This window comes from Dyella sp. C9, from assembly GCF_003332825.1.
Classification (GTDB): Bacteria; Pseudomonadota; Gammaproteobacteria; order Xanthomonadales; family Rhodanobacteraceae; genus Dyella.
Genome location: NZ_QIRF01000003.1, coordinates 114526 through 129208 on the forward strand (window position 1 = coordinate 114526; position 14683 = coordinate 129208).

The window sequence follows — 14683 nt, forward strand, 5'->3', positions numbered from 1 at the left end:
ACATGCGGATGGCGAACAGCGCCGTCAGCCGCATGCATCCTGTTGCGCTGGAGGAGCGTCACATATGAATCCGAGCAAGCTTCTGGTGGCCGGCGTCGTCGGCAGTGCAGTGGCCCTGGGCGGCGGCGCGACGCACGCGTCCGAGGTTCGTCCTTCAGTGGTGCTGGTCCATGGCGGTTTCGTCGACGGTTCCGGCTGGGAGGGTGTCTACGACATCCTCAGGAAGGACGGTTACGAGGTGAGCAGCGTGCAGAACCCGACGACCTCGCTGGCCGACGACGTGGCAGCCACCCGTCAGGTGCTGGAGCGGCAGAAAGGGCCGGTGGTGCTGGTGGGGCATTCCTACGGCGGCGCGGTGATCACCGAGTCGGGCAATGCGCCCAACGTGAAGGCACTGGTGTACGTCACGGCGTTCGCGCCCGATACCGGCGAGTCGGTGCAGTCGCTGCTCAAGGACCCGCCGCCGGGTGCGCCGGTGCCGCCCATCCTGCCGCCGCAGAATGGCTTCCTGATGCTGGACAACGCCAAGTTCGGCGCTGCGTTCGCCGGTGACCTGCCGCCGCAGAAGCAGCAGTTCATGGCCGATTCGCAAGTGCCCTGGGGCGTGAGCGCACTGTCCGGCACCATCAGCCAGGCAGCCTGGCGCACCAAGCCGAGCTGGTATCTGGTGGTCACCGACGACCACATGATCCCGGTGGCCGCGCAACGCACCATGGCCAAGCGCGCCAACGCCACGGTGAAGGAAACCGGCGGCAGCCACGCCATCTACGTGTCCAACCCCAAGGTGGTCGCGTCGCTGATCGAGCAGGCGGCGAGCAGCGTGGCTGCGGGTTCGAAGTAAGGGAGATACACAAAGAAAAAGGCGCCGCGCTTGCGCGCGGCGCCTTTTTGCCCGGTCATGCAGACCGGAGCGGTGTTACCAGATCTTCACCTGCTTGTCGCCCGAACGAACCATCGGATCGGTCGGCTTGCACTGGAACGCGCTGGCGAACGCTTCCATGTTGGACGGTGCGCCAATGGCGCGCAGCGAGGCCGGCGCATGCGGGTCGGTGTTGAGGCGCAGCAGCGCTTCCTTCTCGCGGATGTTGCTGCGCCACACGCGGGCCCAGTTGAGGAAGAAGCGCTGGTCCTGGGTGTAGCCGTCGATTTTCTCGCCGGCTTCCTGCGGGTTCTTCTTCAGCGCGTCCTGCAGGGCGTCGTACGCCACGTTCAGGCCGCCCAGGTCGGCGATGTTCTCGCCCAGGGTCAGCTTGCCGTTGACGTGAGCATCCGGCTTGTCCTTGACCGGCGCGTACTCGTTGAACTGCTGCACCAGCTTGTCGGTGCGCGCATCAAACTTCTCGCGGTCTTCCTTGGTCCACCAGTTGGCGTTGTGGCCGGCGCCGTCGAACTGGCTGCCCTCGTCGTCGAAGCCGTGGCTGGCCTCGTGGCCGATCACCGCGCCGATGCCGCCGTAGTTGATCGCGTCGTCGCCGTTGGCATAGAAGAACGGCGGCTGCAGGATCGCGGCCGGGAAGTTGATGGTGTTGTCGGTCGGGTTGTAGTACGCGTTGACCGTCTGCGGGGTCATGCCCCACTCCAGGCGGTCGGTCGGCTTGCCGATCTTGTTGAGATCGTACTGGTAGTTGAACTTGGAGGCGGCCATCACGTTGCCGTAGTAGTCGTCCGGCTTGATGTCCAGGCCCGACCAGTCACGCCACTTGTCCGGGTAGCCGATCTTGGGCAGGAAGGTGTTCCACTTGGCGATGGCCTTTTCCTTGGTGGCGTCGCTCATCCAGTCGAGGTTTTGGATGCGTGCCTTCAGCGAGTCGCGCACGTTGTCCACCAGTTCCTTGGCACGCTCCTTGGCTTCGGGCGTGAACACCTTGGCCACGTACAGCTGGCCCAGCGCTTCGCCCATCGACTCGTTCACGCCGCCGAGCACGCGCTTCCAGCGCGGCTTCTGCTCCGGCTGGCCCGAGAGGGTCTTGCCGTAGAAGTCGAAGCGGTTGTCCTGGAAGGCCTTGCTGAGGAACGGCGAGGCGTCGTCGATGGTGTGGAAGCGCAGGTAGGCCTGCCACTGGTCGATCGGCGCGCTGGCCAGCAGCTTGTCGAACTCGGCCATGAACTTCGGCTGCGACAGCGAGAAGCCCTTGTCGATGGTCACGCCCTGGGCCTTGAAGAAGTCGTCCCAGCTGAAGTGCGGGGTGATCTTGTCGGCTTCCTTCACGGAGACGAAGTGGTACTGGTTCTCCGGGCTGCGCATTTCCACCGGCGCCAGCGAGGCCTTGGCCAGCTCGGTTTCGAACGCCAGCACCTGGTCGGCCTGCTTCTTGGCATCGGCCTCGGACACACCGGTCAGCTCAAGCGACTTGGCGATGTGGTCCACGTAGGCATCGCGAATGTCCTTGTACTTCGGATCGAGGTAGTAGTCCTTGGTCGGCAAACCCAGGCCCGCCTGCTCGGTGAAGGCGATCTGCATCTTGGCGTCCTTGAAGTCGGCGCCGGAGCCGAACTGGAACACCTGCATGTCACCCTGCGCGAAGCTCTGGGTGAGGTAGTTGGCCACGTCCTTACTGTTCTTCAGCGCGGCGAAGGCGTCGAGCTTGGGCTTGATCGGGTCGAAGCCGGCCTTCTCGATGGCCGCGTCATCCATGCCCGAGGCGTACAGGTAGCCGATCTTCTGCTCGATCGAACCGGCCTTGGCGTTGGCGGCGTCCTTGGCGGCGGCGTCGACGATCTCATGCTGGGTGTTGAGGCTGTCCTCGGCCAGCTTGTCGAACGCGCCCCAACGGGTGCGGTCGGACGGGATCGGGTTGGCGGCCACCCACTTGGCGTTGACGAAACCGTTGAAGTCCTGGCAGATCTGGCCGTTGTCGCCCAGCTCGGTCACATCGAACACCTTCGGTGCCGGTGCGGCAGCCGGGGCGGCGGTGGAGGCGGCGGCGGGGGCCTGCGCGGTCTGCTCGGCCTGCTCGTGCTTGCCGCAGGCGCTGAGCGACAGGGCCAGGCTCACGGCCAGGGCAATGGGCTTCATATACGGTTTGGTCATGGAATTCCCTCTGTGGTTCGGAGCCCGCGTGGGCGATCGAGTAAAGGGCGAGCGCGGTTCGGTAACGTCCGTGTCGCCATCGTGACCTTTCAGGCTAGGCCGCAAGTCACGGTCCAGACAGTGTCAAAGGTCAGGGGGCTGTCCCGCAACCAGGGCCAGCCAGGCCCGGGCCGCCGGCGACAGGGTGGCGTCGCGGCGCCAGGCCAGCACCATCTTCCAGCGCAGGTCGTTGCCCGCCAGCGGCAGCGCCACCAGCCCGCTCAGCGTGCGGCCCTCGAGGGTAAGCCGGGGCAGCAGGGCAATGCCGCCGCCGGCGGCCACCAGGGCCAGGATGAACTCCACCTGCGCGCTGCGCACGGCTTCCTGGGGCGCCACGCCCCGCCGGGCGCAGGCTTCGCGGATCAGCTGGTTCAGGGCAAACCCCTCCTCGAACAGGATCAACGGCGTGTCGGCCAGCCATTCGAGCCGAAAGCGCTTCGCCCCGGCGCGGGGATGGGCCTGCGGCAGCAGGGCCAGCATGGGTTCGTCGCGCACATCCTGCCACGCCAAGCCTTCGCCCACCGGCTGCAGGGTGGCGGCTACCTCCAGCTCGCCGGCCAGCACGAATTGCTCCAGGCGACGGCTGCCGTGCTCCTCCAGGCGGATGTCGATCGGCGGGTAATGCTGGCGAAAGCGCGCCAGCAACGGGGCGAACAGCACGCTGCTGCCCAGTGGCGGCAGCCCCAGGCGCAGCTCACCGCGGCGCAGGCCACGCAAGGCATCCAGCTCCTCGCGCAGCCGCGACTGTTCGGCCAGCATTGCCAGCGCATGGCGATGCACCACGTCGCCCGCGGCGGTGAGGCGCACGCCGCCACGGCCGCGTTCAAGCAGGCGCATACCCAGCTCGTCCTCGAGCTGGGCAATGGCCTTGCTCAAGGTGGGCTGGCTGGCGTGGGCGTGGTCGGCGGCTCGCGCAAAGCCGCCATGCCGGACCACTTCCACCAGGTAGCGCAGGCTGCGTAGATCCATGTGTATTCCAGAATGGAATCGATGTGATGGAAACAATTCATTTCCATCATACGACACGCAGAACTAGGCTGCAGCGCATGAATACCCTGCATGTCCGTATGCGCTGGCTTGCCTGGCACCGCCCGCTGCTGGCGCGCTGGGCCCAGGTGGCGCTGATCGTGCTGTTCTGGTTCGCCTGCGACCAGCTGGTGCGCCGCCTGCATCTGCCCGTGCCGGGCAGCGTGCTGGCGCTGGCCCTGCTGCTGGTGCTGCTGCTTGCGGGCGTGGTGCCTGCGGTGGGCCTGCGCCGTGGTGCCGACTGGCTGTTGGCCGAAATGCTGCTGTTCTTCATTCCCGCGGTGATGGCGGTGTGGGAACACCTGCCGCTGCTGCGCCAGGACGGCCTGCGCATTCTGCTGGTGATCCTGCTGGGCACCGTGCTGGTGATGGGTACCACGGCCCTGCTGGTGGATCTCATGTTCCGCTGGAGGCAGCGTCATGCGCGCTGAACTGCTCTCGCTGCTGTGGCTGGCCATCACCATCGGTGGCTACTACGCGCTAAAGCCGCTATATCGCCGTCGTCCGCGCTGGTGGACGTCGCCACTGCTCACCGTGCCCGTGCTGCTGGCCGTGCTGGGCCTGGTGCTGGGCATGAACTATCCGGCGTACATCCGCGACACGCACTGGCTGGTGCTGATGCTGGGCCCGGCGACGGTGGCGTTCGCCTTGCCGATCTTTCGCTATCGCGCGCTGATCCGTGCGCATTGGCCGGCGTTGCTGGCGGGCGTGCTCGGTGGCAGCGCGATGGCGGTGGCCAGTGCATGGGGCCTGGCCACCGCGTGCGGGCTCGATGACACGGTGCGGCGCAGCCTGCTGGCACGCTCGATCACCACACCGCTGGCGATGGTGGTGTCGGCCGACGTGGGCGGCGTGCCGGAACTGACGGCCTTGTTCGTGGTGATCACCGGCGTCATGGGCATCGCCCTGGGGGAGTTGCTGCTGCGCTACCTGCCGTTGCGCTCGGCATTGGCGCGCGGTGCGTTGTTCGGCGTCGGCGCGCACGGCGCGGGCACCGCGAAGGCTTACGACGTGGGTACGGAAGAGGGCAGCGTGGCGAGCCTGGCGATGGTGCTGGCCGGTCTGCTCAACGTGTTGCTGGCGCCTTGCCTGGCCGGTTGGCTGCATTGATCGTGCAGCCCGGATTTCGCATGAAAATGCGATGTTTTGTTGTTATTCGCCTGTCACCTTGCCAGCCTATGGTTCGTGGCTTCCGCGCTTGAGGGGAAGCGCATCACCGCGACCGTAGGGAGCCTTCCATGCGACAGAACCTCGCAGTCTGCATCGCCGCGTGCATTCTCAGTCTCAGCGCCGTTTCGCTAGCCCAGCTTCCCGTTCATGCCGAGACGTCGGCGAATGCCGCCAACTGGCGTGCCTCGGACGTCCATACGTCCACGCCGATCAAGCACCTGGTGGTAATCTTCCAGGAGAACGTCTCCTTCGATCACTACTTCGGCACCTACCCCAGCGCCGCCAACCTCACCGGCGAGCCGACCTTCTACGCGCGCCCGTTCACGCCCAAGGTCAATGGGTTGACCACGGCGTTGCTGACGCACAATCCGACCCAGTCGAACACCGCCAACGGCACGGGTGCGATCAACCCGTTCCGGCTTTCGCGCGCGCAGGCGGCCACCGCCGACCAGGATCACGACTACACGCCGGAGCAGCAGGCGTTCGACGGCGGCGCGATGGACCTGTTCCCCGAATTCACCGGCTCGGGCGAGACCCTGCCGGGTGCAACCGCCGCCGAAGACGGCGCCGGGCAGGTGATGGGCTACTACGACGGCAACACCGTCACCGCACTGTGGAACTACGCGCAGTGGTTCGCACTGAGCGACAACAGCTACGGCACCACCTTTGGCCCGTCCACGCCGGGTGCGATCAACCTGGTGTCCGGCCAGACCAATGGCGTGACGCAGACACTCAACGGCACCGCCAACGAGATCGCCGACGGCCAGGGCGGCCTCACCCTGATCAGCGACGCCGACCCGATCGGCGACGTGTGCTCCTCGCCCTCGGGCAACCAGGTGCAGTTCGGTGGCAAGAACGTGGGTGACCTGCTGAACAAACAGGGCATCACCTGGGGCTTCTTCGAGGGCGGCTTCGACCTGTCCACGGTGAATTCCAACGGCACCACCGGCTGCAAGCGCAGCACCCTGTCGACCGTCACGCAGACCACCAAGGCCGACTACATCCCGCATCACCAGCCGTTCCAGTACTACGTGTCCACCGCCAACCCGACCCATGTGCGTCCCACTTCGGTGGCGATGATCGGTCACCAGGGCGATGCGGCTAACCACCAGTACGACATCAACGACTTCTATGCAGCGGTGAGCGCCGGCAACTTCCCGGCGGTGAGCTTCCTGAAGGCGCCGGGTTACCAGGATGGCCATGCGGGTTATTCCGATCCGCTCGACGAGCAGCAGTTCATCGTGCGCGTGATCAACTTCCTGCAGCAGCAGCCGGAATGGCGCGACACCGCGGTGGTGATCGCCTATGACGACTCCGACGGCTGGTACGACCACCAGGCCGCGCCGCGCGTGAACGCCTCGGCCACCACCTCCGACGCGCTCGATGGCGCCGGCGTGTGCAAGGGCGAAAGCACGCTGCCGGGCATCAACAGCAACGGCAAGCCGGTGCAGGGTCGTTGCGGTCATGGTCCGCGTCTGCCGCTGCTGGTGATCTCGCCGTGGGCTCGCAGCAACTACGTTGACCACAGCATGACCGACCAGTCGTCGGTCACGCGCTTCATCGAGGACAACTGGCTGCATGGCGAGCGCCTCGGTGGCGGTTCGTTCGATGCCGTGGCCGGTTCGCTCGAGCACATGTTCGAGTTCTTCCAGCCATTCCCGGGCCGCCGCAAGCTGGTGCTGGATGAAACCACCGGCCAGCCGGTGCAGCAGCCGAGCGGACCGTGGGGCAGCCAGCCGCACGTGCCGCGCGGCTAAGCTGACGCCGTTACCCAGCGCCCCGGGCTCCGGCCCGGGGCGTTTCCCGTTCAGATGCCTGCGCACGGAGGTCGTGGATCTTGCATCCCTCCCGTCGTCGTTTTCTTCAAGGCCTGGCCTGGACCGCCGCCGCCAGCGGCACCATGCGCGCCTTCGGCATGGCCATGCACATGCCCATGCCGGCACCGCCCAAAGGTGGCGCCAGCCTGTGCAAGCACCCGGTGGCCGACCAGACCAGCGTGCCGCGCCTGCTCGATCCCACGCGGCTGACCCCGTTCGTCGATCCACTGCCGGTGCCGCCGGTATTGCGCGCACAGCATGGCGCCGCGTTGCGCATCGCCATGCGCGAATGCGAGCAGCGCCTGCACCGCGACCTGGCGCCCACGCGACTGTGGACCTACAACGGCTGCATGCCGGGACCGACCATCGAGGCGCATAGCGGCGAAAGCCTGCGCATCGACTGGTCAAACGCATTGCCCGACCGGCACTTCCTGCCGATCGACCACAACATCTGCGGTGCGGAGCCCGGTACGCCGGACGTGCGCGCCGTGGTGCACGTGCATGGCGCGCGCGTACCGTCCGCCGATGATGGTTATCCCACCGACTGGTTCGTGCCGGGCCAGTCGCGCCGGCAGACCTTTCCCAACCGCCAGGATGCCGCCACGCTGTGGTACCACGATCACACCATGGGCATCGAGCGGCTGAACCTCTATGCCGGCCTGTACGGCATGTACCTGTTGCGCGACGCGCACGAGCTGGCGCTGGGCCTGCCCGATGGCGAGCATGAGCTGCCGCTGGTGCTGAGCGATCGCCTGCTCACCGAGGACGGGCAGTTGTATTACCCGGTGTCCGGCGTGAGCGACGCGCCGTGGGTGCCGGAGGTGTTCGGCAACGCCATGCTGGTCAATGGCGCGCTGCTGCCCAGGCTGGACGTGCGCGCACGCCGTTACCGCTTCCGCGTGCTCAATGCCGCCAATGGACGCTTCTTCCGCCTGAGCCTGCATGGCCAGCGACCGTTCCAGCAGATCGGCAGCGACCAGGGCCTGCTGGCCGCGCCGGTAACGCAGACCAGCCTGTTCCTCGCGCCTGGCGAACGCGCCGACCTGGTCATCGATTTCGCCGGCATGGGTGGTTCCGGTATCGAGCTGATGAACGACGCGCTGCCGCTGATGCGCTTCAACATCGCGGCGGGGCAGGAGACCGACACCAGCCGCGTGCCTGCCGTGCTGCGCGATACGCCGCGCATGCAGGAGTCGATGGCGAGCCACACGCGCCTGCTCACCATCGACGAGTACGCCAATTGCGTGTCCGACCCGATGCTGATGCTGCTGGACGGCAAGCACTGGCACGACCCGGTCAGCGAGAAGCCGAAGCTGGGCAGCACCGAGATCTGGGGCCTGGTGAACCTCACCGAGGACACCCACCCGATCCATCTGCACCTGGTTCGCTTCCAGATCCTTGACCGCCGTCCGTTCGACGTCGACGAGTACCTGGCCTCGAAGACCCTGCGTTGGCTTGGCCCCGCGCAACCGCCCGCGCCGCACGAGGCCGGCTGGAAGGACACGGCGCAGGTCTATCCGGGCATGGTGACGCGCTACATCATCACCTTCGACGGATATGTCGGGCGCTATGTGTGGCATTGCCATCTGCTGGAGCATGCGTCCAACGAGATGATGCGGCCGTTCGAGGTGGTGGCCTGAGGTTCTCTTGGAAGCGTCGACTATCGAGCCGCAGGGTGTTGGGGAGCTTGAGGACGTCGGCTCTTGCTTCCGAAGGGGTGGGTAGATTTCCGACTCGATGCCGCGATCGCACAGCAGGCCAAATGCGAAGTTGTGAGACCCCTGGTTGCCACATCCGTAACGGATTCGACAGTGCGCGCCATGGAATATGAGGATTTCTCCTTCGGTTGGTTCGAACGTGCGGCTGGTTTGGTGTGCCCCGCTTGTCCTTGATGAGCCGCTTGCCACCATTCCTACGGACACACTCAGTTATGTCCGATGGACAAGTCGTTTTCTGTGTTGGCAAATGGGCAGGCGTGAAGTCGGAGTGCGCGCTTTCGTAAAGGAAGGCGCCGCAAAGGGACTCACGACGCGGCAAAGTTCCAACGACAGAACGAAGCCACATCGGTTCGGTTGGACTGCCACCCAAGCGTTCTTCGTGCCGACGAAGGGCGCTTCCTTCGAATACCACAAAGGAGTGTTACTCGTGATCGAGTTGAGGCAGAAAGAAATCAATCAGGTAGGTGGAGGCATGAAGTGGTGTTATGGCGAAATGTCAGACAACGTTATTGTTGATGGCAGCGTTTCAGAGGACACCAGGATGCAGTGGGCGGTCGGTGGCGGATGTGGCGGTCTTCGAGACAACATCCCTCACCTTGACTTCTTCTGCTGATGTGGGGTTCCGCTAAAAGCACCTCAGAGGGGCCAGTGGATCAGATGCCGCTGGCTCCTTCTTGATGGGGTAGTCCGTCATTCTCAGGAAAGCGCGATGCTTACACGCCAAGGAAAAGATCTGACGTTTTGCTGGGCGCTCGTCGGTGTGGCCATGGCTTTGGTGAGCTCCAGTTGCGCGTCGCAGTCGGATGATCCGCGGCGTGACGGTTCCGTCCATTTGTCGGCAAAAGAATCCCGCAGACCAGCATCCGATGAAGGTGCCAAGCTGCTCTCGGAAAACTTTATTGAAATAACAAACGTGGATGCGATTCCGGAAAGTTGCCAGAGGGCATTTGCCGAGGCTACACGAGAGCCCACTTATTCGCTGGCCAATCCCAGTGAGCCCTATCAGGCGACGGACGTTATCTCGTCGGGGCCAAGGTTGCCATGGCGGCGACTTGTATATGGCGGGGTGTCAAGCGACCGATGTGTCATCTACTACGAGGTGGGAGGGATTGCCAAACACTATGCGGTCTTGGTTTTCGACAGGTCGACGCCGAAGGTTGCCAAGTGTGTCTGGGGTGGTGCTGGTGGGAAGAATGTATCGAGTTTTTCCCGGCTGATTTCGCAAATAGCTAGTGGGGCCTTTGATCAAGAAGGCGACACTTGCAGGTGATTCCGTGGCGAAGCGCTTGCTTCCGCGAGGTCGGCGCGCGACGCCTCGACGGTCAGGTCCAGTCGGTGGCGTGTGCGATGAGGTGGCAGGGCCTAGTCATGACGACAGGAAGCGGCGCGCGGATTCACGCGGTGTCCGGACGGTCCTCGCGCAGCGACGCGGGCGGCGCCGGCAAGGTATCGGGAGCCACCGCGCCACCGGAAATAATGAAAGCCATGGCTTGGTCCATGGTCCAGTCGGTCGGCGTAAGCTCGTCCACCGCCACCACCTCGAGGTACCCGCCGGTGGGATTGGGTGTAGTGGGGATGTACACCGCCGCCATCTCGCGGCCGGTGCCTTCCTCGACCATCACGCGGGTGACGAAGCCGACCACCTTCATGCCCTTGCGCGGAAAATCGATAAGCACCACGCGCTGGACCCCCGACGGCTTCTGCTGCAGCACGGCCATCAGCTTCTTGGTGCCGCCGTAGATGGTCTGCACCAGCGGGATGCGGGCGAGCAGGGCGTCGAAGCCGTCGATCAGGCGTCGGCCGATCACGCGATTGGCCAGCCAGCCAATGCCGTAGAGCACCACCAGGGTCAGCAGCAAGGCCAGCACGAACAGGATCACTGCGCTGTTGAGCGCAATCGTGGCCTGCGGTGAGTGGGCGGCGAGCGAGCCAAGCAAGGCCGACACCAGTGGCGCGCCGATGCCAGCGAGCATGCCGAGCACGAACTTGAACACCACCCATGTCACCCACAGCGGGATGACCGTGAGCAGGCCGGTGATGAGATAGCGCTTGAGGCGCAGGTGTTTCATGGGGGAGGGGCCGGGGAGGGGGAGCCGGCATTGTAGGCGAGATGCCGTGCATGCCGTCCCGTCATTGCCGGCCGCTCCATCTCGGCCGAGGGTGTTCTAGCCTGCGGCGGTGCCGTCCTGGGCCGGCGACTCCGTGCGGGCCTTCGGCTTCAGCCGCACGTATAGCTGCTTGCGCACGCGCGCAACGACTTCGCCGCTGGCCGTGGTCACGTCCACGTCGAACCAGTGCAACACCTTCTCCCCGCCCGCCGCCGCGGCGCGCAGTTCATCGACCACCGCCGGCTCCATTTTGAAATGCGCGTACACGTCCTCGCGCCCCGGCGCGACGAATTCGATGGCGCCGGCCTTGTCCCACACGAAGTAATCGTTGCCCAGCTGGTGCATGGCCAGCAGCATCCAGAACGGATCGGTCATGGCGAACAGGTTGCCGCCGAATTGGGTGCGAACGTAGTTGCGGTTCCACGGCCGCAGGCGCAGTGCCACGCGCAGCTCCGACCAGTCTTCGGACACGTACTGGACGCGGATGCTGTTGAAGAAGAACGGCGGCCACAGGTTCATCAGGCGGCGGAAGGTGGAGGCGCGCATATCGGTCGGCAGGGGAAAAGCCGCAAGCATACCTCAAACATACGGTTGCGTATGTTTGAGGTCGGGCAGGGTTCGGTGGGTGCGGCGTCGCGTGATGACACTCATTGCGACAGCATTTGGTGCCGCCGGGGCGCAGGAGACGATCCTCGCCGGATACGAACGACATGTTGCGGCGCAGCACTGGATGCGTGAGATGCCCCGCCAATGCGCCGATCACGCAGGAAGCATCCGCACCATTCGTCGGCAAGAGCGGCTGGCGCACGCGTCGCCAGGGTGGATGGAGACACTGCAGCAGGCGTGCTTGCCGGGGGCGGTCCCGTACGGGTGCGTTATAGTAAGTGGCTACGGGCGCGCGTTGTTGGCGCCTCGACGTGGGTGAGCTTTTCGCATTGGATCGCCGGCTCGGACGCTTCCGTTGACCGGACATCGCGCGGGCAGCCATCCGCGCGACACCGATCCGAGCAAGCCAAAGGTCCTCCCACACCATGAATAACGCCTACCGCCAATCCCTCCCGGGCACGTCGCTGGACTATTTCAATGCACGTGCCGCCGTGGAGGCGATCCAGCCGGGTGCCTATGACGCGCTGCCGTACACCTCCCGCGTGCTCGCCGAAAACCTGGTGCGCCGCTGCGATCCGTCGATCCTCACCGAGTCGCTGAAGCAGATCATCGAGCGCAAGCGCGAGCGCGACTTCCCGTGGTTCCCGGCGCGCGTGGTGTGCCACGACATCCTCGGCCAGACGGCGCTGGTGGATCTGGCCGGACTGCGCGACGCGATCGCCGATCGCGGTGGCGACCCGGCCAAGGTGAACCCGGTGGTGCCGGTGCAGCTGATCGTCGACCACTCGCTGGCGGTGGAATGTGGCGGCTTCGACCCGAACGCGTTCGCCAAGAACCGCGCCATCGAGGATCGCCGCAACGAGGATCGCTTCGACTTCATCAACTGGACCAAGAAGGCGTTCGAGAACGTCGACGTGATTCCGCCGGGCAACGGCATCATGCACCAGATCAACCTGGAGAAGATGTCGCCGGTGATCCAGGTGCAGGACGGTGTGGCCTATCCGGATACCTGCGTGGGTACCGACAGCCATACGCCGCACGTGGATGCGCTGGGCGTGATCGCCATCGGCGTCGGTGGTCTCGAAGCCGAGAACGTGATGCTCGGCCGCGCGTCGTGGATGCGCCTGCCCGACATCGTGGGCGTGGAGCTCACCGGCAAGCGCCAACCCGGCATCACCGCCACCGACATCGTGCTGGCGCTCACCGAGTTCCTGCGCAAGGAGAAGGTGGTCGGCGCGTATCTGGAATTCCGTGGCGAAGGTGCATCCAGCCTCACGCTGGGCGATCGCGCGACCATCTCCAACATGGCACCGGAATACGGCGCCACCGCCGCAATGTTCTTCATCGACGACCAGACCATCGACTACCTGCGCCTCACTGGTCGCAGCGACGAGCAGGTCAAGCTGGTGGAAACCTACGCCAGGGCCGCGGGCCTGTGGGCTGATACGCTGGCCCACGCAGAGTACGAGCGCACGCTGACGTTCGACCTGTCCTCGGTGGTGCGCAACATGGCGGGCCCGTCCAACCCGCACAAGCGCCTGCCGACCTCCGATCTCGCGGCGCGCGGCATTGCCGCCGAGTGGAAGGAAGAGCCGGGCCAGATGCCCGATGGCGCGGTGATCATCGCCGCCATCACCAGCTGCACCAACACCAGCAACCCGCGCAACGTGATCGCCGCGGCGCTGCTGGCGCGCAACGCGAATGCGCGCGGCCTCACCCGCAAGCCGTGGGTAAAGAGCTCGCTCGCACCCGGCTCCAAGGCCGTGCAGCTGTATCTGGAAGAAGCCAACCTGCTGCCGGAGCTGGAGAAGCTCGGCTTCGGCATCGTCGCGTTCGCCTGCACCACCTGCAACGGCATGTCCGGCGCGCTCGATCCCAAGATCCAGCAGGAAATCATCGACCGCGACCTGTACGCCACGGCGGTGCTGTCGGGCAATCGCAACTTCGATGGCCGCATCCATCCGTATGCCAAGCAGGCCTTCCTGGCCTCGCCGCCGCTGGTGGTGGCCTACGCCATCGCCGGCACCATCCGCTTCGACATCGAGAAGGACGTGCTCGGCGTCGATGCCAACGGGCAGCCGGTGACGCTCAAGGACATCTGGCCGTCGGACGAAGAGATCGATGCGATCGTGTCCGCCAGCGTCAAGCCGGAGCAGTTCCGCAAGGTCTACGAGCCGATGTTCGCCCGCACCGGCAGCACGGGCACCAGCGCGGCGCCGCTGTACGACTGGCGTCCGCAGAGCACCTATATCCGCCGCCCGCCGTACTGGGAAGGCGCGCTGGCCGGCGAGCGCACGCTCAAGGGCATGCGCCCGCTGGCGGTGCTCGGCGACAACATCACCACCGACCACCTGTCGCCGTCGAACGCGATCCTGCTCGACAGCGCGGCCGGTGAGTACCTCGCCAAGATGGGCTTGCCGGAAGAGGACTTCAATTCGTACGCGACCCATCGCGGCGATCACCTCACCGCGCAGCGCGCCACCTTCGCCAATCCCACGCTGATCAACGAAATGGCCGTGGTGAATGGCGAGGTGAAGAAGGGCTCGCTGGCCCGCGTGGAGCCGGAAGGCCAGGTCATGCGCATGTGGGAAGCGATCGAAACCTATATGGATCGCAAGCAGCCGCTGATCGTGATCGCGGGTGCCGACTACGGACAGGGTTCGTCGCGCGACTGGGCTGCGAAGGGCGTGCGCCTGGCCGGTGTGGAGGCCATCGTGGCCGAAGGCTTCGAGCGCATCCATCGCACCAACCTGATCGGCATGGGCGTGCTGCCGCTGGAATTCAAGCCCGGCATGAACCGCAAGACCTACGGCATCGACGGCACCGAGACCTTCGACGTGATCGGCAAGCGCACGCCGCGCGCGGAGCTCACCCTGGTCATCCATCGCAAGGACGGCGAAACCGTCGAAGTGCCGGTGACCTGCCGCCTGGATACCGCCGAGGAAGTGTCCATCTACGAGGCGGGCGGCGTGCTGCAGCGCTTCGCGCAGGACTTCCTCGAGGCCTCGCAGGCGGCTTGAGCATCGCCCGCGGAGCTTCGAGGTTTTCGCACGCTTCACCCTTGCCGTCATTCCCGCGAAAGCGGGAATCCAGCGCCTTTGCTTCTTGGGTGGCTTAAAAGACACTGGATTCCCGCTTTCGCGGGAATGACGAGCAAAGGCACGTATC

General features: G+C 65.3%; 12 protein-coding genes. 8 read left to right on the top strand and 4 right to left on the bottom strand.

From position 1 onward, the window contains the following. Positions 1–64 precede the first annotated feature (64 nt). Entirely contained in the window at positions 65–841 is a 777-nt protein-coding gene (locus tag DVU99_RS05170; RefSeq protein ID WP_114239145.1) for an alpha/beta fold hydrolase, read from the top strand. A gap of 75 nt (positions 842–916) precedes the next feature. Here DVU99_RS05170 and DVU99_RS05175 read toward each other — a convergent pair whose 3' ends face one another. Together DVU99_RS05175 and DVU99_RS05180 are read right to left on the bottom strand one after the other, a co-directional pair. Then, positions 917–3031, bottom strand: a complete 2115-nt coding sequence (locus tag DVU99_RS05175; protein ID WP_114239146.1) for a M13 family metallopeptidase — start codon at positions 3029–3031, stop codon at positions 917–919. A 123-nt stretch (positions 3032–3154) separates the two neighbouring features. Further along, positions 3155–4039 (bottom strand): LysR family transcriptional regulator, encoded by an 885-nt coding sequence (locus DVU99_RS05180; protein ID WP_114239147.1) that lies wholly within the window; start codon positions 4037–4039, stop codon positions 3155–3157. Positions 4040–4116: 77 nt separating this feature from the next. Here DVU99_RS05180 and DVU99_RS05185 point away from each other — a divergent pair, with 77 nt between their 5' ends. The 6 genes from DVU99_RS05185 to DVU99_RS19685 all read left to right on the top strand — a co-directional run bounded on the left by DVU99_RS05185 (position 4117) and on the right by DVU99_RS19685 (position 10071). Beyond that, positions 4117–4527, top strand: coding sequence for a CidA/LrgA family protein (locus tag DVU99_RS05185; RefSeq protein WP_198670192.1), 411 nt, complete (start codon positions 4117–4119; stop codon positions 4525–4527). Next, entirely contained in the window at positions 4517–5206 is a 690-nt protein-coding gene (locus DVU99_RS05190; protein WP_114239149.1) for an LrgB family protein, read from the top strand. The genes DVU99_RS05185 and DVU99_RS05190 overlap by 11 nt, the downstream gene beginning before the upstream one ends. Positions 5207–5334: 128 nt before the next feature. Then, on the top strand, positions 5335–7023 hold the full coding sequence (locus DVU99_RS05195; protein WP_114239150.1) for a phospholipase C: 1689 nt from the start codon (positions 5335–5337) through the stop codon (positions 7021–7023). Positions 7024–7103: 80 nt separating this feature from the next. Further along, entirely contained in the window at positions 7104–8723 is a 1620-nt protein-coding gene (locus tag DVU99_RS05200) for a multicopper oxidase family protein (protein ID WP_232823462.1), read from the top strand. A 346-nt stretch (positions 8724–9069) separates the two neighbouring features. Next, positions 9070–9414: a hypothetical protein gene (locus DVU99_RS20065; RefSeq protein WP_232823463.1), complete on the top strand. Its 345-nt coding sequence runs from the start codon at positions 9070–9072 to the stop codon at positions 9412–9414. 96 nt (positions 9415–9510) lie between these two features. Beyond that, a complete protein-coding gene (locus DVU99_RS19685) occupies positions 9511–10071 on the top strand; it encodes a hypothetical protein (RefSeq protein WP_157971356.1) in 561 nt (186 codons plus the stop codon). Between the two features lie 124 nt (positions 10072–10195). On the opposite strand, the gene DVU99_RS05210 is transcribed toward DVU99_RS19685, so the two are convergent. Beyond that, entirely contained in the window at positions 10196–10870 is a 675-nt protein-coding gene (locus DVU99_RS05210) for a DUF502 domain-containing protein (RefSeq protein ID WP_114239152.1), read from the bottom strand. 96 nt (positions 10871–10966) lie between these two features. Next, positions 10967–11455, bottom strand: a complete 489-nt coding sequence (locus tag DVU99_RS05215; RefSeq protein WP_114239153.1) for a DUF4442 domain-containing protein — start codon at positions 11453–11455, stop codon at positions 10967–10969. A gap of 485 nt (positions 11456–11940) precedes the next feature. Between DVU99_RS05215 and acnD the strand changes: the two genes are divergently transcribed. Continuing rightward, entirely contained in the window at positions 11941–14535 is a 2595-nt protein-coding gene (gene acnD / locus DVU99_RS05220) for a Fe/S-dependent 2-methylisocitrate dehydratase AcnD (protein WP_114239154.1), read from the top strand. Positions 14536–14683: the final 148 nt, after the last annotated feature.